Origin of the sequence: Pseudomonas sp. B28(2017), from assembly GCF_002113025.1 — a bacterium.
In the GTDB taxonomy this organism is placed as follows: Bacteria; Pseudomonadota; Gammaproteobacteria; order Pseudomonadales; family Pseudomonadaceae; genus Aquipseudomonas.
Genome location: NZ_NEJH01000009.1, coordinates 138,822 through 164,564 on the forward strand (window position 1 = coordinate 138,822; position 25,743 = coordinate 164,564).

The 25,743-nt window shown below is 60.6% G+C and carries 22 protein-coding genes; 15 read left to right on the top strand and 7 right to left on the bottom strand.

The features are described from left to right. Positions 1–54: 54 nt before the first annotated feature. From CAF65_RS21170 to CAF65_RS21185, 4 genes are all read right to left on the bottom strand, one after another. Positions 55–1,473 (bottom strand): efflux transporter outer membrane subunit, encoded by a 1,419-nt coding sequence (locus CAF65_RS21170; RefSeq protein WP_085718044.1) that lies wholly within the window; start codon positions 1,471–1,473, stop codon positions 55–57. After that, positions 1,473–4,664 (bottom strand): efflux RND transporter permease subunit, encoded by a 3,192-nt coding sequence (locus CAF65_RS21175; protein WP_085718045.1) that lies wholly within the window; start codon positions 4,662–4,664, stop codon positions 1,473–1,475. Before CAF65_RS21175 ends, CAF65_RS21170 begins: the two co-directional genes overlap by 1 nt. 12 nt (positions 4,665–4,676) lie before the next feature. Continuing rightward, positions 4,677–5,918: a multidrug efflux RND transporter periplasmic adaptor subunit MexE gene (gene mexE / locus CAF65_RS21180; RefSeq protein WP_085718046.1), complete on the bottom strand. Its 1,242-nt coding sequence runs from the start codon at positions 5,916–5,918 to the stop codon at positions 4,677–4,679. A 152-nt stretch (positions 5,919–6,070) separates the two neighbouring features. Continuing rightward, a complete protein-coding gene (locus CAF65_RS21185) occupies positions 6,071–6,364 on the bottom strand; it encodes a LysR family transcriptional regulator (protein WP_085718047.1) in 294 nt (97 codons plus the stop codon). A gap of 146 nt (positions 6,365–6,510) precedes the next feature. On the opposite strand from CAF65_RS21185, the gene CAF65_RS21190 reads away from it, so the two are divergent. Both CAF65_RS21190 and CAF65_RS21195 read left to right on the top strand, forming a co-directional pair. Further along, complete coding sequence (locus CAF65_RS21190; RefSeq protein WP_085718048.1) at positions 6,511–7,074, top strand: TetR/AcrR family transcriptional regulator; 564 nt, start codon at positions 6,511–6,513, stop codon at positions 7,072–7,074. Between the two features lie 130 nt (positions 7,075–7,204). Continuing rightward, positions 7,205–8,287 carry a redoxin domain-containing protein gene (locus CAF65_RS21195; RefSeq protein WP_085718049.1) on the top strand — a complete coding sequence of 361 codons (1,083 nt, stop codon included), beginning with the start codon at positions 7,205–7,207 and terminating at the stop codon, positions 8,285–8,287. Between the two features lie 148 nt (positions 8,288–8,435). Here CAF65_RS21195 and katG read toward each other — a convergent pair whose 3' ends face one another. Further along, on the bottom strand, positions 8,436–10,640 hold the full coding sequence (gene katG / locus CAF65_RS21200) for a catalase/peroxidase HPI (protein ID WP_085718050.1): 2,205 nt from the start codon (positions 10,638–10,640) through the stop codon (positions 8,436–8,438). A 331-nt stretch (positions 10,641–10,971) separates the two neighbouring features. Between katG and CAF65_RS21205 the strand changes: the two genes are divergently transcribed. Beyond that, positions 10,972–11,178: a hypothetical protein gene (locus CAF65_RS21205; protein ID WP_085718051.1), complete on the top strand. Its 207-nt coding sequence runs from the start codon at positions 10,972–10,974 to the stop codon at positions 11,176–11,178. A gap of 62 nt (positions 11,179–11,240) precedes the next feature. On the opposite strand, the gene CAF65_RS21210 is transcribed toward CAF65_RS21205, so the two are convergent. After that, entirely contained in the window at positions 11,241–11,438 is a 198-nt protein-coding gene (locus tag CAF65_RS21210; RefSeq protein ID WP_007976534.1) for a YbdD/YjiX family protein, read from the bottom strand. A gap of 14 nt (positions 11,439–11,452) precedes the next feature. Further along, the gene (locus CAF65_RS21215; protein ID WP_085718052.1) at positions 11,453–13,510 is read right to left on the bottom strand and encodes a carbon starvation CstA family protein; all 2,058 of its coding nucleotides are present in this window, start codon (positions 13,508–13,510) and stop codon (positions 11,453–11,455) included. Between the two features lie 300 nt (positions 13,511–13,810). Here CAF65_RS21215 and CAF65_RS21220 point away from each other — a divergent pair, with 300 nt between their 5' ends. The 12 genes from CAF65_RS21220 (at position 13,811) to CAF65_RS21280 (ending at position 25,663) form a co-directional block, all read left to right on the top strand. Beyond that, entirely contained in the window at positions 13,811–15,175 is a 1,365-nt protein-coding gene (locus CAF65_RS21220) for a cache domain-containing protein (RefSeq protein WP_085718053.1), read from the top strand. A gap of 33 nt (positions 15,176–15,208) precedes the next feature. Then, the gene (locus CAF65_RS21225) at positions 15,209–15,841 is read left to right on the top strand and encodes a response regulator transcription factor (RefSeq protein WP_085718054.1); all 633 of its coding nucleotides are present in this window, start codon (positions 15,209–15,211) and stop codon (positions 15,839–15,841) included. 140 nt (positions 15,842–15,981) lie between these two features. Beyond that, complete coding sequence (locus tag CAF65_RS21230) at positions 15,982–16,383, top strand: hypothetical protein (protein ID WP_085718055.1); 402 nt, start codon at positions 15,982–15,984, stop codon at positions 16,381–16,383. Positions 16,384–16,590: 207 nt separating this feature from the next. After that, the gene (locus CAF65_RS21235) at positions 16,591–17,181 is read left to right on the top strand and encodes an amino acid synthesis family protein (RefSeq protein WP_085718056.1); all 591 of its coding nucleotides are present in this window, start codon (positions 16,591–16,593) and stop codon (positions 17,179–17,181) included. Positions 17,182–17,225: 44 nt separating this feature from the next. Next, positions 17,226–18,059, top strand: coding sequence for an alpha/beta fold hydrolase (locus tag CAF65_RS21240; RefSeq protein ID WP_085718057.1), 834 nt, complete (start codon positions 17,226–17,228; stop codon positions 18,057–18,059). Continuing rightward, positions 18,056–19,537, top strand: coding sequence for an aldehyde dehydrogenase (locus CAF65_RS21245; protein WP_085718058.1), 1,482 nt, complete (start codon positions 18,056–18,058; stop codon positions 19,535–19,537). Before CAF65_RS21240 ends, CAF65_RS21245 begins: the two co-directional genes overlap by 4 nt. Positions 19,538–19,549: 12 nt before the next feature. Further along, a complete protein-coding gene (locus CAF65_RS21250) occupies positions 19,550–20,035 on the top strand; it encodes a flavin reductase family protein (protein ID WP_085718059.1) in 486 nt (161 codons plus the stop codon). A gap of 58 nt (positions 20,036–20,093) precedes the next feature. Further along, the gene (locus CAF65_RS21255) at positions 20,094–21,545 is read left to right on the top strand and encodes an NAD-dependent succinate-semialdehyde dehydrogenase (RefSeq protein WP_085718060.1); all 1,452 of its coding nucleotides are present in this window, start codon (positions 20,094–20,096) and stop codon (positions 21,543–21,545) included. Positions 21,546–21,564: 19 nt separating this feature from the next. Further along, the gene (locus CAF65_RS21260; RefSeq protein ID WP_085718061.1) at positions 21,565–21,954 is read left to right on the top strand and encodes a carboxymuconolactone decarboxylase family protein; all 390 of its coding nucleotides are present in this window, start codon (positions 21,565–21,567) and stop codon (positions 21,952–21,954) included. An 89-nt stretch (positions 21,955–22,043) separates the two neighbouring features. Continuing rightward, positions 22,044–22,796, top strand: coding sequence for a GntR family transcriptional regulator (locus CAF65_RS21265; RefSeq protein ID WP_085718062.1), 753 nt, complete (start codon positions 22,044–22,046; stop codon positions 22,794–22,796). A 1-nt stretch (position 22,797) separates the two neighbouring features. Then, on the top strand, positions 22,798–23,361 hold the full coding sequence (locus tag CAF65_RS21270) for an NUDIX hydrolase (protein WP_085718063.1): 564 nt from the start codon (positions 22,798–22,800) through the stop codon (positions 23,359–23,361). 949 nt (positions 23,362–24,310) lie between these two features. After that, positions 24,311–25,663, top strand: a complete 1,353-nt coding sequence (locus CAF65_RS21280) for a UDP-glucose/GDP-mannose dehydrogenase family protein (protein ID WP_085718065.1) — start codon at positions 24,311–24,313, stop codon at positions 25,661–25,663. Positions 25,664–25,743 lie beyond the last annotated feature (80 nt).

Below are 25,743 nucleotides of genomic sequence, written 5' to 3' on the forward strand. Positions count from 1 at the left end.
CGTTAACTTGTAGGAGCGAGCTTGCTCGCTCCTACAACCACAACAACAGGCCAGTCAGTTGTTTTTCGCCAGCCGGGTTTCACCGCTGTCCCAACCGCCGCCCAGGGATTTGTAGATCGCAACAATGGCCCGGTACTGGTCGGTTTCACCCAGTGCCTGGGCATCCTCGGCGTTCAACCGTTCACGTTGGGCGTCCAGCAACACCAGATAATCCACCACCCCTTCCTTGTATTGCGTCGCCGCCAGGTCGGCCGCCGCACGACTCGATTCGCTTTGCTTGATCAGCGACAGCAAGCGTTGCTGGCGTTTGCCGTAGTCGCTGAAGGCATTTTCCGACTCTTCCAGTGCGAGCAGTACCTGTTGCTCATAAGTCGCCAATGCCCCCTCGGCGTCAGCGTTTGCGCCACGGATTCGCGCTCGCACACTGCCCAGGTCAAACGCGGCCCAGGTGATGCTCGGCCCCAGGCTCCAGGCGCGGGCGGCACTGGAGCCGATTTGTGAACCACGCCCCGCCGTGAACCCCAGGAACCCGCTCAAACTCACCCGTGGAAACAGGTCTGCGGTGGCCACACCGACATCGGCCGTCGAAGCCGCCAACCGGCGCTCTGCCGCGAGCACATCCGGGCGCCGGTGCAACAGCTCGCCAGGGTCGCCAATCGGCAACGCCTTGGCGATGGCCGGCAAGTCCTTTGGACTCAAGTCGATGCTCAGCGTGTCCGGGCGTTCACCCAGCAGCGTTGCGATGCGATTTTTGTGATGCACCTGCTCCGCTTGCAGTTGCGGCACGCTGGCCTCGACGGCCGCCAACCGGGCATCGGCACGCACCACGTCGAGTTCGTTACCTACGCCGGCGTCGCGCAGGCTCACCGTCACGGTGCGCGATTCACTCTGGTTCTTGAGGTTGGCCAGGGCGATTTTTTCCCGCAGTTGCGCACCGCGCAGCTGACCATAGGCATCCACCAGTTCGGCGATCATGCTCACCCGCAGCTGGTAAAGGTCCGCCGCCGTGGCGTCTTCCCGGGCATCGCTGGATTCCAGTTCGCGCTGGATGCGCCCGAACAGGTCGATCTCCCAGGCCATGTCCAGGCCCAGATCGTAGCGTTCGGTGTTGACCCGGTGCTCGGTCAGACCCGGCACCTGCGACTTGCCCTGCAGACTGCTGACCCGACTGGTGACCACCGGCAGGTTGTCGTTGCTGACGTCGTCGCGGATGGCCCGGGCGGCTTTCCAGCGGGCGAAGGCCACGCGCAGATCGCGGTTGCCATCAAGCGCTTTGCCGACCAGCTGGTTCAGTGTGGGGTCATCGAACTGCTGCCACCACAGCGTTTCGAAACGTGTTTGATCGTAGTTGGCCCCTTGTGCCGAGACGACATGGGCAGGCGCCGTGTCCGGGGTTTTGTAATCCGGCCCGACCGTGCATGCCGCCAACGCGGTGACCAACAGACTCGGTAAAAACAGCTTGAATGCATTCATCAGTGTGCCTCCGAATCATTAACGTTGAGCGAGTGAACCCGGGCCGCCTTGCGTGCGGTTTTACGTTCGATGTAGCGACGAATCAGGACGAAGAACACCGGCGTCAGCAGCAACCCGAAGAAGGTCACCCCGAGCATCCCGGAGAACACGGCGACCCCCATGGCACGACGCATTTCCGAACCGGCTCCGGTGGACGTCACCAACGGGATCACCCCCATGATGAAAGCGATTGAGGTCATCAGGATCGGCCGCAGACGCATGCGGCAGGCATCCAGCACGGCGTCCAGCGGCGACAGGCCCTGGTCCTGCCGGTCCTTGGCGAACTCGACGATCAGGATCGCGTTCTTGCACGCCAGGCCCACCAGTACGATCAAGCCGATCTGAGTGAAGATGTTGTTATCGCCCTTGGAAATGATCACCCCGGCAATCGCTGACAATAGCGTCATCGGTACGATCAGGATCACCGCCAGCGGCAGGCTCCAGCTTTCATACAGTGCCGCCAACACCAGGAACGCCAGCAGGACGCAGAGCGGGAACACCAGCAACGCGGTATCGCCGGACAAGATCTGCTGGTAGGTCAGGTCGGTCCATTCGTAGGTCATGCCGTTGGGCAGTTCTTCCTTGAGCAGTTTCTCGATGGCTTTCTGGGCCTGGCCGGAGCTGAAACCGGGTGCCGCCGCGCCGTTGATTTCCGCACTGATGAAGCCGTTGTAGTGCATGACTCGATCAGGCCCCGACGTCGGGCTGACCTTGATGAATGTGGCGAGCGGGATCATTTCTCCATGGTCGTTACGCACCTTCAACTGGCCGATCTGCTCCGGCTCCAGACGGAACTGCTGGTCGGCCTGAACGTTGACCTGATAGGTGCGGCCGAAACGGTTGAAGTCGTTGGCATACAGCGACCCCAGGTACACCTGCAAGGTATCGAAGATATCGCTGACGGCGACGCCGTGAGTCTTGGCTTTTTCCCGGTCGATCGCGGCGTCGACCTGCGGTACGTTCACCGTGAAACTGGTGAACAGGTTGGCCAGCTCCGGAACGCTGCGGCTCTTGGCGATGACGTTCATGGTCTCTTTATACAGGGCTTCATACCCCAGGTTACCGCGGTCTTCGATCTGCAGTTTGAACCCGCCGATGGTGCCCAACCCTTGAACAGGCGGTGGCGGGAACACGGCGATATAAGCGTCCTGAATGCTGCCGAATTTGGCGTTCAGTGACGCGGAAATCGCCTTTGCCGACAGACTCGGGTCTTTGCGTTCATCGAAGGGCCGCAAGCCGATGAAGGCGATACCTGCGTTCGGGCTGTTGGTGAAACCATTGATTGACAGCCCCGGGAACGCCACCGCGCTGTCGAAACCCGGCTCGCTCATGGCGATGGTGCTCATGCGACGGATCACCGACTCCGAGCGATCAAGGCTGGCGGCGTCCGGCAGTTGCGCGAAAGTCACCAGGTATTTTTTATCCTGGGTCGGCACGAAACCGGTCGGCGTGGTACTGAAGCCCATGTACGTCATGGCGATCAGCCCGGCATACACCAGCAAGGCCACGCTGCTGCCACGAATGACCTTGGCGACGGCAACCACATAGCCATGGCTGGCCTTTTCGAATACACGGTTGAAGGGTTTGAACAGCCAGCCACCGAACAGACGATCCAGCACTTTGGAGAAACGGTCTTTCGGCGCGCCGTGGGCCTTGAGCAATACCGCGGCCAATGCCGGCGACAGGGTCAAGGAGTTGAACGCCGAGATCACCGTCGAGATGGCAATGGTCAGGGCGAACTGCTTGTAGAACTGCCCGGTCAAGCCCGAGATAAACGCTGCCGGCACGAACACCGCGCACAACACCAGTGCCGTGGCGATGATCGGGCCGGTCACCTCGCCCATGGCTTTCTTGGTGGCCTCGATCGGCTCGAGGCCCAACTCGATGTTGCGCTCGACGTTCTCCACCACCACGATCGCATCATCGACCACGATACCGATCGCCAGCACCAGGCCGAACAGCGACAGGGCATTGAGCGAGAAACCGAACAAATGCATCACGGCAAACGTGCCGATCAACGACACCGGCACGGCGACCAGTGGAATGATCGAGGCGCGCCAGGTTTGCAGGAACAGGATCACCACCAGCACCACCAGAATCAGTGCTTCGAACAGCGTGTGAACCACTGCTTCTATCGAACTGCGGACGAAGATGGTCGGATCGTAGACGATCTCGTAGTCCATGCCCTCCGGGAAGCTCTGCTTCAGCTCGGCCATCTTCGCCCGCACCTGGTCGGAGACGTCGATCGCATTGGAACCCGGCCGCTGGAAGATTGGCATCGCCACCGCTTCCTGGTTATTGAGCAGTGCGCGCAGGGCGTACTGGTTGGAGCCAAGCTCAATCCGCGCAATGTCCTTGAGGCGAGTGATCTCGCCGTCCGGACCACTGCGGACAATCACGTTCTCGAACTCCTCCTCGGTGACGAGCCGCCCCTGGGAGTTGATCGACATCTGGAAGCTCGTGGCGTTGGGCGCAGGCGGTGCACCCAGTTGGCCGGCAGCAACCTGACGGTTCTGTTCGCGGACCGCGTTGACGACGTCGGTTGCAGTGAGGTTGCGTGAAGCGGTCTTGTTCGGATCGAGCCAGATACGCAGCGAGTAGTCGCCGATACCGAACATCTTCACGTCACCGATACCGTTCAGGCGCGACAGCTCATCCTTGACGTTGAGGATCGCGTAGTTGGACAGGTACAGCATGTCGTAACGCTTGTCCGGCGAGGTCAGGTGCACCACCATCGTCAGCTCGGGCGATGCCTTGTCCACGGTGATACCGATCCGCGTCACTTCTTCGGGAAGTTTTGGCTCGGTGCGCGTGACACGGTTCTGTACCTGCACCTGGGCGTTGTCCAGGTCGGTGCCCAGGGCGAAGGTCACCGTGAGGGTGAGCCGGCCATCGGCCGTGGACTGCGAATACATGTACAGCATGTTCTCGACGCCGGTGATGGCTTGTTCGAGTGGCGCGGCAACGGTTTCGCCAATCACCTTGGGGTTGGCGCCCGGGTAGTTGGCGTGAATGACGACGGTCGGAGGCACCACCTCGGGGTATTCGCTGATCGGCAACTGGAACAGCGCGATGGCACCGGCGATCAGGATCAGCAGCGACAGCACGGCAGCGAAGATCGGCCGCGTGATAAAGAACTGTGAGAACTTCATGGCTGTGTTCCTTTATCCGCGAGGCGAAACGACGGCATCGGTTTTCACCAGCGCCGGTGACGGAGCGACGGGCTGATTGCCCGCCTCGATGGCCTGACGTTGACGGGCCAGGGTGGCCACGGTTTCTGCATCGGCCATTGGCGCATCCTGAGGCGCGACCACCGCGCCGGGACGAACCCGTTGCAGACCGTTGATGACGATCCGGTCTTCTTTTTGCAAACCGCTGCGCACAATGCGCAACCCTTCGAGCTTCGGCCCCAGATCGACGCTGCGGTACACGGCCTTGTTGTCCTGGTCGATCACCAGCACGAACCTCTTGCCCAGGTCGGTGCCCACTGCCTCGTCCTTGATCAGCAGGCCGGCATAGGCCGCGCTGCCCACCAGTTTCAACCGGGCATACAGCCCCGGGGTGTATTGGCCGTCGGCGTTGTCGAACACTGCGCGACCACGAATAGTGCCCGTCTTGGGATTGACCTGGTTGTCGACAAAGTTCATCTGCCCCAGGTGGCTGTTGCCCTCCTCGTTCGATAAGCCCATGTACACCGGCGTGGACTGACTGCGCCGGCCTTCACGGGAGAGCTGGCCGTACTTGAGGAACAGGCGCTCGTCGGCATCGAAATAGGCGTAGACCTTGTCGGTTGAGACCACGCTGGTCAGTGCCGAGGTGTCGGCGGTGACGATGTTGCCGGCGGTGATTTCGGCACGGCTGACCCGGCCGCTGATCGGCGCGGTGACGCGGGTGAAGCTCAGGTTCAGGCGTGCCAGATCGAGTTGTGCCTGCACGGCATCAACGGCGGCCTTGGCCTCCTGAGCGGTGGTATTGCGCGTATCGGCCAGTTCCGCGGAGATGGCATTGCTGCTCAGCAGACGCTGCCCGCGTTGTGCTTCGTTGCCAGTTCGAACCAGCGTGGCGCGAGTTTGCTGCAACTGCGCTTCAAGGCGATGCACTTCGTGTTCGAACGGCCGTGGGTCAATCTGGAACAGCAAATCCCCTTTCTTGACCGATTCACCATCCGTGAAGGCGACACGATCGATCTGCCCCGAAACCCGCGGGCGAACCACGACGGTTTCCGGCGCTTCCAGACGGGCGGTGACTTCGTCCCACTCGGTAATGGGTTGCTCAAGCACTTTGGCGACGGTGACAGATGGCGCACCAGGCGCCTTGGCGGCATCGGGTGCGTGACCGCAGGCCGTGATCGCCGCCAGGGTCAGGACAACAAGTGGATAACGCAAAGGTTTGAGTGACTGTTCCATGGGGGGTGTCCGCCAGACGGTTTAGGGGTTGGAGAATTCTCGGCCTCACAGGGGGCAACGACGAATTGAACAGAGTGAACTTGGTTATCATCATTAATGATGACCATCATGTTTAACGACAAAAAAACGATTACTCAGATCAAGTGCATGAATTAACTGGTTTTTTTACTGGAAGCAGTCAGGCTGACGACGGCACAAATGGAATCCAGTGCGGGCCCAAGCGCTTGCGCCACCTGCAAGGCTCGGGTGGTCGGTTCCATTTTGTGGCCAATGCGTTTAAACAGAGGGTCGTTGAACAGCGTGCGCAGGCGACTCAATGCGCCGCTGACCGCCGGTTGCCCCAGGCAAAGTCTTTCTGCGGCCCGAGTGACGTTGCGTTCCTGAATGAGCACCTCGAAAACCACCAGCAGATTGAGGTCGATACTGCGCAGATCATTACGTTTCATGGGCCAGCACCTTGTGAGGTGTTTTGACTTGAGCCACGGGCTCGGGACCGGCAAAGCCATTGCCGCGAATTTATATTATGATCATCATAAATACCAGCCCCTGAGCAAAATTTGCCAGGGCGCTCATCGGATGACAGGACCCACTCATGAAAGTGACGAAAGACCAGGCAGCAGCCAACAAGGAAGCGATCCTCGGCGCGGCCTCGAAGATGTACCGGGAAAAAGGCATCGACGGCATTGGCATTGGCGAGCTTTCCCGCTCGGTGGGCCTGACCCATGGCGGCTTTTACGGACAGTTCCCCGGTGGCAAGGAGCAGTTGGCGTCGGAGGCTGTGAGCCGCACGTTCGAAACCAACATCGAAGACTGGCGAGCGGCCAAATCCATCCCCGAATTGCTCAAGGGTTACCTGACACAGGCCCACCTGACCAATTGGACCGAAGGCTGCCCGATCCCCGCCCTGGGGGCCGATGTCGCACGCAACGGCGGTGCCGTCAGCCACTCGTTCACCAAAGGCGTGCAGACCCTGATCGAAACGCTGATGCCACTGGTCGACGGCGAAACCGATGAGCAAAAGCACCAGGAAGCCTTGCGCATCCTGTCATCGATCACCGGGGCAATACTGATCGCCAGGGCCCTGGACAACCCTCGACTGTCGGAGCAGTTCCTGCAATCGGTGATCGAGGCCTGGTCTGCCGATGCCGAGGTATGACTAGCCTGGATGAAGAGCCGCCATCAGCGCTCCAGGCAGCTTCAACCAGACTGGACTAGCTTTACCTGCAAGCTCGAGTGCCTGGAGTTCTTCCTGCCAGCGATCCACTGCCAACCGGCAAGGAGTTGTGATGCGCGCCACAGCATTTTCAGTCGGTCAGCCAGCCCCTTGGTTCCATTGCCGCACTCAACTAAGAGAACGCTTTTGTTTCGACACGATTGCCGGTCGATATGTCGTGCTTTGTTTTTTTGGGTCCGCGGCTGATCCTGCATCAACTAAAGTCCTGGAAGGTATCCAGGCCCATCGCCAGCGGTTCAATGATGATCAAGTCTGCTTCTTTGGTGTTTCTGTAGATCCGGATGATGAGAAGCTCAAGCGGGTGGAAAGCTCGATACCTGGCATGCGCTTCATCTGGGATTTCGATCGGTCAGTCTGCAAGCTCTACGGTACATTGCAACCAGACGGCAGCATCAGGCAAGTCACCTATGTGCTGGATCCTGCGCTGCGTGTCCTGGCCGTCGTCCCGATAGAAATACCGGTTGATAACCATGTCCCCTCGTTGATGCGCTTTCTGGATAGATTGCCCGCACCGGCTCCGCCACGCGCCGCCACTCCACACGCACCGGTCCTGGTGGTTCCCCGTATATTCGAGCCCTCGCTGTGTAAAGCACTGATAAGTTATTACGACGAACGCGGCGGAGAGGAATCCGGGTTCATGACAGAGCAGTCGGGTAAAACCGTCCAGATCACTGACCATAACCACAAACGACGTCGCGACTGCGCTATTGAAGACGAGGCTCTATCCAAAGCCTGTGCATTGCGTATAGCCAACCGTCTGCTTCCAGAGTTACATAAAGCGTTCCAGTTCAATGCCACTCGAATGGAGCGCTATCTGGTGGCCTGCTACAACAGCGAGGAAGGCGGGCATTTCCGGCCCCATAGGGATAACACCACAAAGGGTACGGCGCATCGCCGTTTTGCCGTTTCCCTGTTTCTCAATTCGGGAGAGTACGAAGGTGGTTTTCTGCATTTCCCAGAGTATGGAAAAGTACTTTACAACGCTCCAACAGGAGGGGCTGTGGTGTTTTCGTGTTCACTTTTGCACGAAGCCACTCCTGTAACCCAAGGTCGCCGTTATATGTTTCTCCCGTTTTTATACGATGATGCTGCTCGTGCCATTCGAGAACAGAACCTCTCATTTATTGAAAGCTGACCCGCGCTCGACACCATTGAGCTTTCATCAAGGCCCGGGCCATGATCGCCAAGGTTCATGGTCGCCGGAGGCCCTCCGCTGATGTAGGAGCCGGAGGGCGAGCCGAGCTACTTTTTTGCCGGCAATACCAACGTTACGACAACCTCCCCTATTTCAGATCGAATCGGTCCAGGTTCATCACTTTGGTCCACGCGGCGACGAAGTCCTTGACGAACTTCTGCTGCGCATCGGCGCAGGCATAGACTTCGGCCAGCGCACGCAACTGCGCGTTCGAACCGAAGACCAGGTCAACCCGGGTGCCCGTCCACTTCACTGCACCGGTTTTGCGATCACGCCCTTCATACTCTTGCTGGGCATCCGACACGGGCTTCCACTCCACGCCCATATCCAGCAGGTTGGTGAAGAAGTCGTTGGTCAGCGTCTCCGGCCGTTGAGTGAACACGCCATGCCGGGTCTGCCCGACATTGGTGTTCAACACCCGCAGCCCACCCAGCAATACCGTCATTTCCGGCGCACTGAGCGTCAGCAGTTGTGCCTTGTCGATCAGCAATTTTTCGGCCGGCACACGGTACTGTTGCTTCAGGTAATTACGGAAGCCGTCGGCAATCGGTTCAAGGAAACCGAAGGAATCGACATCGGTCTGTTCCTGACTGGCATCCATGCGTCCCGGGCTGAATGGCACCGTCACACTGTGGCCGGCGTTTTTCGCAGCCTGTTCGACACCCGCGCCACCGGCGAGCACGATCAGGTCGGCCAGGGAGATTTTCTTGCCACCGGTTTGCGCGCTATTGAACTCCTTCTGGATGCCTTCGAGTTTGGCCAGCACATTGGCCAGTTGCGCCGGCTGGTTGGCCTCCCAGGACTTTTGCGGTGCCAGGCGCAGACGCCCACCATTGGCACCGCCGCGTTTGTCGGAGCCACGGAAGCTGGAAGCCGCTGCCCACGCCGTCGATACAAGCTGCGAGACCGACAGGCCGGACGCCAGCACCTTGCTTTTCAGGCCTGCCACGTCGCTGTCATTGACCAGCGGATGATCGACGGCAGGAATCGGGTCTTGCCACAGCAGCTCTTCGTTCGGCATTTCCGGGCCGAGGTAGCGCGAGAGCGGGCCCATGTCACGGTGAATCAGCTTGTACCAGGCACGGGCGAAGGCGTCGGCCAACTGGTCCGGATTGGCCAGGAAGCGCCGGGAAATCGGTTCATAGATCGGGTCGAAGCGTAGCGACAGGTCCGTGGTCAGCATGGTCGGATCACGCCGTTTTGACGGGTCAAAGGCATCCGGAATGGTGCCGGCGCCAGCACCGCCTTTCGGCTTCCACTGGTTGGCCCCCGCCGGGCTCTTGGTCAGCTCCCACTCATAGCCGAACAGGTTCTCCAGGTAGTTGTTGCTCCACTGGGTTGGCGTGGTCGTCCAGGTCACTTCCAGGCCGCTGGAGATGGTGTCGCCACCTTTACCGGTACCGAACGTACTCTTCCAGCCCAGGCCCTGCAGTTCGAGGCCGGCGGCTTCGGGCTCAGGTCCGACATGATCGACGGGACCGGCACCGTGGGTTTTGCCAAAGGCGTGACCGCCCGCGATCAGCGCGACGGTTTCCTCGTCATTCATTGCCATGCGCGCAAAGGTTTCACGGATGTCTATCCCGGCGGCAACCGGATCAGAATTGCCTTCAGGGCCCTCCGGGTTTACGTAAATCAGGCCCATCTGCACGGCTGCGAGGGGAGTTTCCAGAGTGCGCTCTACGGGATTTTGCCCGGCATCCTTGCCATAACGCACGTCGCCACCCAGCCACTTGCTTTCCGAGCCCCAGTAAACGTCTTCGTCCGGTTCCCAGACATCCGGGCGGCCACCGGAAAAACCAAAGGTCTTGAAGCCCATGGACTCCAGTGCGACGTTACCGGCGAGGACGATCAGGTCGGCCCAGGAGATTTTGTTACCGTACTTTTGCTTGATCGGCCAAAGCAACCGACGGGCCTTGTCGAGGCTGACGTTGTCCGGCCAGCTGTTGAGCGGTGCAAAGCGTTGCTGGCCGGAACCGGCGCCGCCCCGGCCGTCACCGGTGCGATAGGTACCAGCGGCGTGCCAGGACATGCGGATAAAGAAAGGCCCATAGTGACCGAAGTCCGCCGGCCACCAGTCCTGGGAATCGGTCATCAGCGCAGTCAGGTCTTTTTTCAACGCCTGGAAGTCCAGGCTCTTGAAGGCTTCGGCGTAGTTGAAGTCGCCCCCCAACGGGTCAGACTTGGGCGAGTGCTGACTCAGGATCTTCAGGTTCAGTTGGTTCGGCCACCAGTCGCGGTTCGTCGTGCCACCGCCAGCGGCGTGATTGAACGGGCATTTCGATTCAGTTGACATGGCATCTCCTCTTTATTTTGTTTTCAGCTAACCACCTTTGAGCGTGGATCCGGATCACCGATTGATGAAATAGCTTTTCGGTATGGGATCCATAGCCTCAAGGCTATGACAGCCCCGTGATCAGTCGCTCCAGAACATCCATTAAAGTACCGGTCCGGGAAACTGTCGCTGCCACCGGGGAGATAGCTGATAAACAGTTCAAATCAGCACGAAGCTGCAGCAGCTCGCAAGAGCATCGGCAAGATCATGAACACCTGCCACAATGCACTATTGTTATTTGCTACAAGGATGTTGGCGATTGGAAGGATCGTTTGCCGCAAGAGGTTTCGCCATGCTCCTCAAAATCATTGTCATCTGGACATTGCTGTCGATCATCGTCGCCGCCGTGTTCTGTCGCCTGATGCATAACGCCAAGGTTGCCGACCGTGCGCTCAAGATCGCCAGGCCGGATCCTCAGCCCCATGGTCAAAAGGTGGACAGCACTTCCATGACCCCGGATAAAAGTGGTGGTGACGATTCGGATTGCCACGCGGCCTGAAACCTTCAGGACGCTCCTGCGCGCAATAAAAAACCGGCCTTTCAGCCGGTTTTTTGTTTCGCTCAACAGCACTTCGGTCCGGCTTTACTGCCGTAACGGGCCTCCTGGCGCTCGCGGAAGAACGCCTCGTAGTCCATCACCGGTTTGTCCGGGTGTTTGGTCTGCATGTGCTCGACGTAGTTGTCGTAGTCGGGCATGCCGACCATCAGGCGCGCAGCCTGACCGAGGTATTTACCCAGGCGACTCAGGTCATTGAACATGCTGCCCTCCTCGCCTATGCATTCGGCACGGCCTGGAATGGCGCTTCTTTATCCGTACGTTCCTTGCTGCCCCAGGCGGAGATACCAACCTTGAGCGCATAGAACAGGATGCTGAACACCACGAACAGGAACAGCGCGGTCAGCGTTGCGTTGGTGTAGGCGTTGAAGATCACGTGCTGCATCTGGTCGATGCTCTTGGCCGGGGCCAGCACCTGACCGGTGGCCAGCGCATCGCTGTATTTCTTGGCCAGGGCCAGGAAGCCGATCGCCGGGTTGGCATCGAACAGCTTGATGAAGCCGGCGGTGGTGGTGCAGATCAGCAGCCACACGGCGGGCAGCATGGTGACCCAGACGTAGCGTTGGCGTTTCATCTTGATCAGTACCACGGTGCCGAGCATCAGCGCGATACCGGCCAGCATCTGGTTGGAGATACCGAACAGCGGCCACAGGGTGTTGATGCCGCCCAATGGGTCAATCACGCCCTGGTACAGCAGATAACCCCACATGGCCACGCAACCGGCGGTGGCAATCAGGTTGGCAGTCCAGGATTCGGTGCGGCGCAGGGCCGGCACGAACGAGCCGAGCAGGTCCTGGAGCATGAAGCGCCCGGCACGGGTACCGGCGTCGACAGCAGTGAGGATGAACAGCGCTTCGAACAGGATCGCGAAGTGGTACCAGAACGCCATGGTATTCTCGCCCGGCAACACGTGGTGCAGGATCTGCGCGATCCCCACCGCCAGGGTCGGCGCACCACCGGCACGGGCCAGGATGGTGGTCTCACCGATGTCGTGAGCCACCGCTTGCAGGGCTTCCGGGGTAATCGCGAAGCCCCAGTTGCTGACCGCTTGCGCAACGGCAACCGCATCGGCACCCACCACGGCAGCCGGGCTGTTCATGGCGAAGTACACGCCCGGATCGATCACCGACGCGGCGACCATGGCCATGATGGCCACGAACGATTCCATCAGCATGCCGCCGTAACCGATGTAACGGGCATGCCCTTCACTGGCGAGCAGCTTCGGCGTGGTGCCGGAAGCGATCAGCGCATGGAAGCCCGACACCGCGCCACAGGCGATGGTGATGAACAGGAACGGGAACAGACCGCCCTTCCATACCGGGCCGGTTCCATCAATGAACTGGGTCAGGGCCGGCATTTTCAGCTCGGGCATGGTCACCAGGATGCCGATGGCCAGGGCGACAATGGTGCCGATTTTCAGGAAGGTGGAGAGGTAGTCACGCGGTGCCAGGATCAGCCACACCGGCAACACCGCCGCGACAAAACCGTAGCCGATCAGCATCCAGGTGATCTGCACACCGGTAAAGGTAAAGGCCTTGGCCCACACCGGGTCCGCGGCAATCTGCCCGCCCAGCCAGATCGAACCGAGCAGCAGCACCACGCCGATCACCGAGATTTCGCCGATGCGGCCCGGGCGGATGTAGCGCATGTAAATGCCCATGAACATCGCGATCGGAATGGTCGCCATCACCGTAAACATGCCCCACGGGCTATCGGCCAGCGCCTTCACCACGATCAGCGCCAGCACCGCGAGGATGATGATCATGATCAGGAAGCAACCGAACAGTGCGATGGTGCCGGGGATGCGGCCCATTTCTTCACGGACCATGTCGCCCAGGGACCGGCCGTTACGGCGGGTGGACATGAACAGGACCATGAAGTCCTGCACCGCACCGGCCAGCACCACGCCGGCAATCAGCCACAGCGTGCCGGGCAGGTAGCCCATCTGCGCCGCCAGTACCGGGCCGACCAGCGGGCCTGCACCGGCGATGGCCGCGAAGTGGTGACCGAAGAGTACGTGTTTGTTGGTCGGTACGTAGTCCAGACCGTCATTGTTGAGCACAGCCGGAGTCGCCCGATTAGGGTCGAGCTGCATCACTTTATTGGCGATGAACAGGCTGTAATAGCGGTAGGCAACGAGGTAGATGGCGACGGCTGCGACTACGATCCACAGGGCGTTGATCGCTTCACCGCGGCGCAGGGCCACGACACTCAGCGCAATCGCTCCCAGGACAGCCACGGCAAACCAGGCGAGGTGTTTAGCCAGACGGGGCATAGAGGGTCTCCTGCCGACAGCTCGTGACTGCGGCGGTAATTTTTATAATTGTGTCCGCGATGCGGAGCTGGCCCAATATCTGCGCATGCCGTCCACAAATAAATCCGCGTTACTACGTACGTGGCATCTACGTAGTTCTACGTAGATGCCACCGACCTCCTGTGGGAGCGGGCAAGCCCACACAGGTTTTGTATTTCAACTGAATGGCATCCCGGCCACCGGTCATTCCGTCCAGCAACGCTACAGGCCCGTCGTATCTTTGGCATATGATGCCGAGCCTTCGCGCGGGCAGGAGTCAACATGCAGCTCAAACACAAGATCGTCGCCCTCGGGATTCTGCCGCTGGTGCTGGCCATTGCCGTCATCTGCGCGCTGGTGATTTCCCTCAACCGCCAATTGGGCGATCAGCAGGCGCAACTGATCGAAGACAGCATTCTGGCGAGCAAGCGCGCGGAACTGAAAAACTACGTGGAAATGGCGCAAAGCCTGATCGCGCCGCTGTATGACGACGGCCACGGCGATGCCCATGCCCAGCAACGAGTGCTGGAAGAACTGCGTAAACTCAGCTTCGGCATCAACGGCTATTTCTTCGTCTACGACCACGAAGGCCGCAGCCTGATGCATGCACGGCAGTCGGAGCTGGTGGGGCAATACCTGTGGGACATGAAAGACCCCCACGGCCTGCCGGTGATTCAAGCACTGCTCAAAAGCGCGCAATCGGGCGAAGGCTTTCAACGCTACGCCTGGAACAAACCCTCCTCCGGCCAGGTGACCGACAAGCTCGCCTACGTGGTGATGCTCGATCGCTGGGGCTGGATGCTCGGCACCGGCATCTACCTTGAAGACGTCGAACGCGCCACCCAGCAGGCCCGTGCCGAAGTGGCCATGGGCATCCGCAAGACCATGATGGCGATTGCCGTGGTTGCCCTCGTCGCGGTGCTGTTCGTCTTCGCCACGGGCATGACCCTCAATGTCAGCGAACATCGCCTGGCGGACAAAAAACTGCAGCGCCTGACCCAACGCATCGTCAGCCTGCAGGAGGAAGAACGATCACGGGTGTCCCGCGAGCTGCACGACGGCATCAGCCAGGTGCTGGTCTCGATCAAGTTCCAGTTCGAACTGGCAAGCCATCTGCTGGAAAGCGGACAAGCCCACGACAAGGGCCTGAACACGCTGAAAGACGCCACCGAGCGCCTGGGCGATGCCATCGGTGAAGTCCGCAGCCTCTCCCACGACCTGCGCTCATCCTTGCTCGACACCCTCGGCCTACCGGCGGCCATCGGCCAATTGGCCACGGAATTCGAGCAGCGCAGCGGGCTGACCGTGACCTATGACGAAAATGAATTCGACTGCCAACTGGTCGACGGTGCCGCCGTCGCATTGTTCCGCATCGTGCAGGAAGGCCTGACCAATATCGAACGCCACGCCCGGGCGAAGCACGTGTCCATTACCCTGCGCGGTTGCGAACAATCGGTGCGGCTGACGGTGGTCGATGACGGTATCGGCTTCAACGTTGCCCAGGTCGAGCGTCGCCAGGCCGGCATTGGCTTGCGTAACATCCGCGAACGCGTCGAACATTTTGGCGGGCGCTTCGATTTGATTTCGATGCCGGGCAGAAGTGAGCTGGACGTACTGCTGCCAATGAAACCAGGCGCAAAAGGCTGACCCGGCCCAAAACTACAAGAGTGAATACCTGCGATGAACCTGCCCTCTCCGATCCGCGTCGCCCTGGTCGACGATCACTCCCTGGTCCGCGACGGCATCAAGGCGCTACTGGCCGTGATGTCGCCCCTGGAAGTGGTCGGCGAAGCGGAAAACGGCGCCGAAGCCATCGCGATGGTCGGACGCTGCCAGCCCGATCTGCTGCTGGTCGACATCAGCCTGCCGGACATGAACGGCCTGGAGCTGACCCGCGTGCTGCGCAGCCAGTACCCGTCGCTCAAGGTGCTGGTGCTGAGCATGTACGACAATTACGAGTACGTCAGTGAATCAGTGCGCTCCGGCGCCAGCGGCTACGTGCTCAAGAACGCCCCGTCACGTGAAATCATCGCCGCCATCGAAGCCATCAGCAGTGGCGGAACCTTCTACAGTGCGGAAATAGCCCAGCGACTGATCGCCGACAGGAACACCGACAACGAACTGACCCCGAGGGAAAGCCAGGTGCTGTCGAAGATGGCGCAAGGCCTGAACAACAAGGAAATGGCCCGGGAACTGGATATCAGCGTGCGCACAGTGGAGACACACCGCTTGAGCATTCGCCGCAAGCTCAACATCGACAAGCCGGCGGCACTGGTCAAGTACGCCATCGATCATGGGCTTATTTCCAGATAACACCCCCGCTCCCACAAAGATCACTAAATCATCCATTGACTGCGTCGATAGTCACCATTGATTCAATGAAGTTCTCTTAAAAAATCCACGGCGTAACATCTGCTCCATACCAACCCATCAGCACCCCGGAGCACACCATCATGAAACGCCAGACCCTCCTCGGCATCGCTTTCTCGGTTTTCGCAGTTAACGCTTTTGCCGCAACTTCTGCTCAACCTGTGGTCGCTGAAGGCGGCTCGGATCGTCTGATTGAAAGCCGTGTGGCCGAGGGTGGCTCCGATCGTCTGATCGAGAATCGTGTGGCTGAAGGTGGCTCGGATCGTCTGCTGGAGAAACGTGTTGCCGAAGGCGGTTCCGACAAGCTGCTGCAGAACCGCGTCGCTGAAGGCGGTTCCGACAAGCTGCTGCAGAACCGCGTCGCTGAAGGCGGTTCCGACAAGCTGCTGCAGAACCGCGTTGCCGAAGGTGGTTCCGACAAGCTGCTGCAGAACCGCGTCGCCGAAGGTGGTTCTGACCGCCTGATCGAAAGCCGCGCTGTCTGAATGCAATGCTTTAGCGCAGGACTCAACGAAACCCGGCCTCACCCGCCGGGTTTTTTACGTCTTTTATAAATCCTTCCCACCACGCATAGCGCCTCGCCGCACGCTTTTTATCACCATCCAGCCAGAAACTCCGTTCGGGGACTTGTGCTTCCGGTATTATGGTATACCATCAGACGCACAGACACCCAAACCTCTACGGAGCAGCTCATGAGTTTCGAAATCCGCAAGATCGTCAGCTATGTCGAAGAAACCTTTATTGAAGGCGGCAAAGCCACCGATAAGCCCGTGACCATGGCCGGTCTGGCCGTGGTGATGAAAAACCCCTGGCTGGGCAACGGTTTTGTCGAAGACCTGAAACCACAGATCCGCGCCAACTGCTCCGACCTCGGTGCACTGATGGTTGAGCGCCTGGTGGGCATCATCGGCGGCGCCGAGAAGATCGAGGCTTACGGCAAGGCGGCCGTGGTCGGCGCCGATGGCGAAATCGAACACGCTTCGGCGGTGATCCACACCCTGCGCTTCGGCAACCATTACCGCGAAGCGGTCAAGGCCAAGAGCTACCTGAGCTTCACCAACAAGCGCGGCGGCCCGGGCACCTCGATCCAGATCCCGATGATGCACAAGGACGACGAAGGCCTGCGCTCGCACTACATCACCCTGGAAATGCAGATCGAAGACGCACCACGGGCCGACGAAATCGTCGTGGTCCTGGGTTGCGCCGACGGCGGCCGCCTGCACCCGCGCATCGGCAACCGCTACATCGATCTGGAAGAACTGGCAGCCGAAAAAGCCCAGTAACCGGCCAGCAGAACGACAACAAGAAGGCATTGCAGGAGCGCTCCATGATTCGGCTCACCGCTGAACTCACCCCGGCTGGCACCAGTTACCTGGCGACCGGCCAAGGCCAGCCCGTGGTCTTGATCCACGGCGTGGGCCTGAACAAAGAAATGTGGGGCGGCCAGATCGTTGGCCTGGCCACGAAGTACCGCGTCATCGCCTACGACATGCTCGGCCATGGCGCCAGTCCGCGACCTTCGATCGGCACGCAGCTGCTCGGCTATGCCGACCAGTTGCTGGAGCTGCTCGACCACCTGCAATTGCCAAAGGCAACGGTGATCGGCTTTTCCATGGGCGGGCTGGTGGCGCGGGCCTTTGCCCTGCACTACCCGCAACGCCTGGAAGGCCTGGTGGTGCTCAACAGCGTGTTCAACCGCAGCGCCGAACAGCGTGCCGGGGTCATCGCCCGCACCAGCCAGGCCGCCGAACACGGGCCGGACGCGAACGCCGAAGCGGCCCTGTCGCGCTGGTTCAGCCGCGAATACCAGGCCGCGAACCCGGCGCAGATCGCCGCGATTCGCCAGACCCTGGCCGGTAACGACCCGCAGGGTTACCTGACCACCTATGAACTGTTTGCCACCCAGGACATGTACCGTGCCGACGACCTGGGCCGCATCAAGGTGCCGACGCTGATCGCCACCGGCGAACTGGACCCGGGCTCGACCCCGGAAATGGCCAGGCAACTGGCCGATCACATTCCCGGTGCGACCGTTGCCGTACTCGCCGAGCAACGGCATATGATGCCCGTAGAATCGCCGCGCCTGGTCAACCAGCTGTTGCTGGAGTTTCTTCAGGCCGCGCACTCCAATCAAAACCAGATCAAGGGGATCGTTGCATGACTCTCGCACGTTTCCAGATGTGCATCGGCGGTGAATGGGTCGATGCCCTGTCCGGCAAGACCTTTGAAAGCCTCAACCCGGCGCTGGCCGAGCCCTGGGCGCAATTGCCCGATGCCGGTGAAGCCGATGTCGAACGCGCCGTGCAAGCTGCGCAGACAGCTTTCGACAGCCCGGCCTGGCGCGGCTTGACGGCCACCGCTCGCGGCAAATTGCTGCGACGCCTGGGCGACCTGATCGCCGAGAACAAAGAACAACTGGCGCAACTGGAAAGTCGCGACAACGGCAAGCTGATCCGCGAAACCCGTGGCCAGGTCGGCTATCTGCCGGAGTTCTTCCACTACACCGCAGGCCTGGCCGACAAACTCGAAGGCGGCACCCTGCCGCTGGACAAGCCGGACCTGTTTGCCTACACCGTGCACGAAGCCATGGGCGTGGTGGCCGCGATCATTCCGTGGAACAGCCCGCTGTACCTGACGGCGATCAAACTGGCCCCGGCGCTTGCTGCTGGCAACACCATCGTGATCAAACCCTCGGAACACGCCTCGGCGACCATTCTCGAACTGGCGCGCCTGGCGCTTGAAGCAGGGATCCCGCCGGGGGTGGTCAACGTTGTCACCGGTTATGGCCCAAGCACCGGTGCCGCCCTCACCCGCCATCCGCTGGTGCGCAAGATCGCCTTCACCGGCGGCGCGGCCACTGCGCGGCATGTGGTGCGCAGCAGTGCGGAGAACTTCGCCAAGCTGTCGCTGGAACTGGGCGGCAAATCGCCGAACATCATCTTCGCCGACGCCGACCTCGACAGCGCGATCAACGGCGCCATCGCCGGGATCTATGCCGCTTCCGGGCAAAGCTGCGTTTCCGGTTCGCGCTTGCTGGTGCAGGACGAAATCTACGACGAATTCGTCGGCCGCCTGGTTGAACGCGCCCAGCGCATCCGCATTGGTAACCCGCAGGACGACAGCAGCGAAATGGGCCCGATGGCCACCGCGCAGCAATTGGCCGTGGTCGAAGGCCTGGTGGCCGATGCCATTGCCGAAGGTGCACGCCTGCGCCTGGGCGGCAAGCGTCCGGCCAATCTGGGCGACGGCTGGTTCTACGAACCGACGCTGTTCGAGTGCGACCGCAATTCGATGAAAATCATGCAGGAAGAAGTCTTTGGCCCAGTGGCTTCGGTCATCCGTTTCAAGGACGAAGCCGAAGCGCTGGCGATTGCCAACGACTCGCAGTTCGGCCTCGCCGCCGGCATCTGGACCCGCGACCTGGGCCGCGCCCATCGCCTGGCCCGGGACGTGCGTTCGGGGATCATCTGGGTCAACACCTACCGCGCGGTCTCGGCCATGGCGCCGATCGGCGGCTTCAAGAACAGTGGCTATGGACGCGAAAGCGGCATCGATTCAGTGCTGGCCTACACCGAGTTGAAAACGGTGTGGATCAACCTGTCCCAGGCACCGATGCCTGATCCCTTCGTGATGCGCTAGGAGTCCTGGAAAATGATCGAACCCGGCATTTACAAAGACGTGATGAGTTCGTTTCCGTCCGGGGTCACGGTGGTCACCACCCTGGACCCGGCCGGCGGCATCGTCGGCATCACCGCCAGCGCCTTCAGTGCGCTGTCGATCGACCCGGCACTGGTGCTGTTCTGCCCCAACTACGGCTCCGACACCTACCCGGTGTTGCGCGACAGCAAGCAGTTCGCGATTCACCTGCTGTCCGCCGACCAGACTGCCGAAGCCTATGCCTTCGCCGGTAAAGGCAAGGACAAGGCCAAAGGCATCGAGTGGCACTTGAGCGAACTGGGCAACCCGATCCTGGCCAAGGCCACGGCGATCATCGAGTGTGAACTGTGGCGCGAATACGACGGCGGCGATCACGCGATCATCGTCGGCGCGGTGAAGAACCTGATCCTGCCCGAGCAACCAGTGACGCCAATGATCTACCACAAAGGCAAGCTGGGGCCACTGCCCGCGCTGACCTGACGGTTGCACACAAAACCCACAGGTACCGCGGTGCATATTCTTTTTTTCAGGAGCCAGCATGAGCCCAGCAGCTTCGCAATTGTTCCGTCAGCAAGCCTACATCAATGGCCAGTGGCTGGACGCGCCGGATGGCGCCTGTCAGGACATCTTCAACCCGGCAACCGGTGAACTGATCGGCCAGGTACCGAACCTCGGCGCCGAGCATGCGCACCTGGCCATCGACGCCGCCAACAACGCCTGGCCGGCCTGGCGCGCACTGACCGCCAAAGAGCGCAGCAATACGCTCAAGCGCTGGCACACGCTGATGCTGGAAAACGCCGACGCCCTGGCCGAAATCCTCACCCTCGAACAAGGCAAGCCACTGGCCGAAGCCAAGGGCGAGATCCTCTACGCCGCGAGCTTCATCGAGTGGTTCGCCGAAGAGGCCAAGCGCATCTATGGCGACACCATTCCCAGCCACAAGGGCGATGCGCGCATCGTGGTCAGCAAGGAGCCGATTGGCGTCGTCGCAGCCATCACGCCGTGGAACTTCCCGGCGGCGATGATCACCCGCAAGGCCGGCCCGGCACTGGCGGCCGGTTGCCCGTGCATCGTCAAGCCGGCTCCGGAAACACCGTTCTCGGCACTGGCCATGGCCGCACTGGCGGAACAGGCTGGCATTCCAGCAGGTATCTTCAACGTGATTACCGGCGACGCCATCGCCATCGGCGGTGAGCTGACCGGTAGCAGCCTGGTGCGCAAACTGTCGTTCACCGGTTCCACCGCCATCGGCAAACTGCTGATGGCCCAGTGCGCGCCGACCCTGAAAAAAGTCTCGCTGGAACTGGGCGGCAACGCGCCGTTCATTGTCTTCGACGACGCCGATCTGGAACGTGCCGTCGACGGCGCGCTGATCGCCAAATTCCGCAATGCCGGGCAGACCTGCGTCTGCGTCAACCGCTTCCTGGTGCAGGCTGGCATCCACGACGCTTTTGTGACGCGCCTGGCCGAGCGGGTTTCGCAGCTCAAGGTCGGCAGCGGCTTCGACGCCGGTGTCACCCAGGGGCCGTTGATCAACGAGCGTGCCGTGGCCAAGGTCGAAGACCACGTGCAAGACGCGCTGGCCCACGGTGCACAACTGTTGTGCGGCGGTGAACGCCATGCGCTGGGCAATGGGTTCTTCCAGCCGACCGTGCTCACAGGCGTCACCACGCAGATGAAAGTCGCCCGCGATGAAACCTTTGGTCCACTGGCCGCCGTGTTCCGCTTCGACACCGAGGCCCAGGCCGTCGAGATGGCCAACGACACCGAATTCGGCCTGGCCGCCTACTGCTACACCCGCGACCTGGGCCGCGCCTGGCGCATGAGCGAGGCGCTGGAATACGGCATGGTCGGGATCAACGAAGGGCTGATTTCCACCGAAGTCGCGCCGTTCGGCGGCATCAAATCCTCAGGCTTGGGCCGTGAAGGGTCGAAGTACGGCATTGAGGACTACCTGGAACTCAAATACACCTTGATGGGCGGCCTCTGAGCCCACGGGAGCTACGCAAATGAACAACGAAAAATACGAAAAAGGTCTGAGGATCCGCACCCAGGTGCTGGGCGAGGCCTACGTCAAACGCTCCATCGAGAACGCCGACGACTTCGCCCGTCCCTTGCAGGAAATGGTCACCGAGTATTGTTGGGGTCACGTCTGGGGCCGAGAGGGTTTGTCGCTCAAGGAGCGCAGCATGATCAACCTGGCGATGATCTCGGCCCTCAACCGGCCCCATGAACTCAAGCTGCATGTGCGCGGCGCCTTGCGTAACGGCCTGAGTCGTGAGCAAATACGCGAAATATTGCTTCAGGTCGGCATTTATTGCGGTGTCCCCGCTGCCGTAGACAGTTTCCGGCTCGCCCGTGAAGCCTTCGCCGAAGCCGATGCCGAGGCCTCCAGTTAACCCTTGGCTGTTTGATCTGACCGAGCACAGGGATTCCCGTAATCGCAGTGCTCCTTTTTGCATGGACAGCCACAATCAGAGCGGACCCCATGAAACGCCTGCCACTCGACGACAGCTTCAAGGTCAATCGCAACCCCGTCACCCTGCGCGAAATCGTGCTGGATAAATTGCGAAGCGCCATCATGAACTTCCAGCTCCTGCCGGGAGACCGTCTGGTCGAACGCGATCTGTGCGATCGCCTGGGCGTCAGCCGTACCTCGGTGCGCGAAGCCCTGCGTCACCTTGAATCCGAAGGCCTGGTGGAATTCGCCGATGCCAAGGGCCCGCGTGTCGCCATCATTACCCTGGCCGATGCCGTGGACATCTACGAGCTGCGCTGCGTGCTCGAAGGGCTGATCGTGCAGTTGTTCACCCTGCGCGCCAAGGCCAAGGACATCAAGGCCCTGGAAAAAGCCCTTGAAGAAAACCGCAAGGCACTCAAGGACGGCGAACTGCAACAGGTCATCGACTCGGTTCAGGGCTTCTACGACGTGCTGCTCGAAGGTTCGGGCAACCATGTCGCGGCCACTCAGTTGCGCCAATTGCAGGCACGCATCAGCTACCTGCGCGCGACCTCGGTGTCCCAGGAAAACCGTCGCGGCGCCAGCAACCAGGAAATGGAACGCATGGTCGAAGCGATCAAGAGCGGAGACCCGCTGGCCGCCCACCAGGCTTGCGTCGACCACGTGCGTGCGGCGGCTGCCGTGGCCCTGGACTACCTCAAGCGCAAGCAGGAAGAAACCGGCGCCACGCCGCAGATCACCCTGCCCATCGCGTTGAAAGAACCACGCATAGGCCGCTGAGATGTTCAGCCCGAGCTTTTGCCCCAGGTGCGGCAGCGCTGATCTCGGTCAGCAGGTGCCGCCGGGCGATACGCACGAGCGCCTGATGTGCCGCGGCTGCGGTTACATCCATTACGTCAATCCGAAAATCATTGCCGGCTGCATCATCGAACAGGACGGCAAGTACCTCTTGTGCCAGCGCGCCATCCCGCCACGCCCCGGCACCTGGACCCTGCCGGCGGGCTTCATGGAAACCGGCGAGACCACCGAGCAGGCGGCCTTGCGCGAAGTCTGGGAAGAAAGCGGCGTGCGCGCGGAAATCGTCTCGCCCTACTCGATTTTCAGCGTGCCGCAGATCAGCGAGGTGTACATCATCTTCCGCGCCATCGCGTTGGAGATCACCGGCCAGTATGGTCCGGAAACCCTCGACTACAAATTCTTCGCGCCCGAGGACATTCCCTGGGACAGCATCTACTACCCGGCGATCCGGCAGATCCTCGAGCGTTATATCGATGAGCGTCAGGCTGGGGTCTATGGCATCTACATGGGCAATGACGACAGCGGGAAGATTCACTTTATTCGCTGATGGGTGTCCTGTCTTTTGTTGTCCGGGTACATATCCATTTCTATGGTAAAGGCCACTTATGGTTCCGCCCTGACGGCGGGTCACTTGGAAAAGCCCCAAGTAACCAAGGGCTCTTGCCCCTGACGTTCGGCCTCTCGAGGGGGCAAGAAGATCAAAAGCCAAAGCCAAAGCCTGCTGGCCGGCCTGATCGCAATTGAACGCGCTTCCCTGTAGGAGCGAGCCTGCTCCCACAGAAGAGCAGAGCAGAGCAAGTCGGCGAACACCCGCTCTGCTCCTCACCACTCAACAGGCCGAGCGTTAGCTCGCCTGCCGTTCTTGATCTTGATCCACCCGCCCCCTCGGCAGGCTGAGCGGAGGTGTTCATCCGGGGATGGGCGCGCAGCGCCGTTCGACGCAGTCGAACTCATTGCATGCAGGTCGCGCGCAGCCGACCGGAGGGCAATGCCCCCGGATGAATACCGGAGCGAAGGAACCCCGAGCCCTGGCGAGGGGCCGGACGTTCGGGGCGAGCGTTTTTTTTGCTTACTTTTTTTGAGGCGCTTGTCAAAAAAGTGAGTCGCCGTAAGGGCGAAACCGCCAGCCGCCGTTACCGAAAAAAACGGATATGTACTCAGTCAGGCCGCCTTCGCAAGCAAGCTGAACTGGCCAACGGATTGACGGCCGCTTTTAGATAACAGCACTACGCCATCCATCGTTAAAAACTGTCGGACTTTGCAGCTAATTCGTTATTAACCCGGTGACTCAAACCTGACACACTCAGCTACAACCCTTGTATTTCAAGGCCCACGACCGCCTGGCGGTTTTTTGAGATTTTCGCCGAACAAACAAAATCGGGGGGGCTTGCCCATTTGACATACCGGCCTGCCGACACGATTCGCCGAAGCTGGTCTATACCCCCTTTTGACAGTCTTGAGTTGTAAATCTCCACCGTCTTACGAGGCACGCAAATATGGACGTGAGCGTATTTGGTACAGGCTATGTTGGCCTGATACAAGCAGCGGCACTGGCCGATGTCGGACATCGCGTCCTGTGTGTCGACATCGATCCGAACAAGATCCGGCAACTGCAACAAGCCGTGCCACCGATCAGTGAGCCGGGGTTGCCCGGCACCCTTGAAGAAAACATCAAGGCCGGTCGCCTGCTCTTCACCACCCAGGCCAGCGATGCGGTGGAGCACGCCGAGCTGATTTTCATTGCCGTCGGTACGCCCGCCGACGAAGACGGTTCAGCCGACCTCAGCCATGTGCTGAACGTGGCCCGGCAGATCGCCAGTTTCATGGAGGCCGACCGCACCCTGATCATCAAGTCCACAGTGCCGGTCGGTACCGCGGATCAGGTCAGCGCTACTGCCGTTGAAGAGCTGCAGCGCCGCGGCAAAGGTTCGCTGAAGGTACGGGTGGTGTCCAACCCGGAGTTTCTCAAGGAAGGCAGTGCCCTGGCCGATTGCATGCGCCCGGACCGGATCATCGTCGGCACCGGTGACGATCAGGCCCGTGATCAGATGAGCGAGCTCTACGCGCCATTCTGCCGCAACCACGACAAATTGATGTTCATGGACAACCGCAGCGCCGAGCTGACCAAGTACGCGGCGAACGCAATGCTGGCCACGCGCATCAGTTTCATGAACGAACTGGCCAACCTCACCGAGTTGTTGGGGGCCGATATCGAAGCCGTGCGCAAAGGCATCGGTTCGGACCCGCGCATCGGTTACCACTTCATCTACCCCGGTTGCGGCTTCGGCGGTTCGTGCTTCCCCAAGGACCTGCGCGCCCTGTTGCACACCGCCGAACATGCCGGAATGCCCCTGAAATTGCTGCGTAGCGTGACCGAGGTCAACGACCATCAGCGGCATATTCTGTTCAGCAAACTCAAGGCGCAATTTCCCGGTGGACTGGCCGGCAAGTCCATCGCCGTGTGGGGCCTGGCGTTCAAGCCCAACACCGATGACATGCGCGAAGCACCCAGCCGCTACCTGATGGAAGCACTCTGGGCCGAAGGCGCGAGCGTGCAGGCCTACGACCCGGAAGCCATGTCCGAATGCCGGCGCATTTACGGTTACCGAGATGACCTGCACCTGTGCGCCACCCGCGATGACACACTCGAAGACGCTGACGCCCTGGTGATCTGCACCGAGTGGAAGAACTTCCGCGTGGTCGACTTCGACATGTTGGCGAGCAAACTGCGTCAACGGGTGATCGTGGACGGACGCAACCTGTACAGCCCGGAACAGGCGGCCGCCGCCGGCCTGCACTACAGCGGCATTGGCTTGCGTCACATCGTGCCCGAGGCCGTACGTCCATGAAGACTCTCGTCACGGGAGCGGCCGGTTTCCAGCCGTGTATCGAACTGGATGAGGGACTGGGGCGCTTCGTTGCCTGGTTC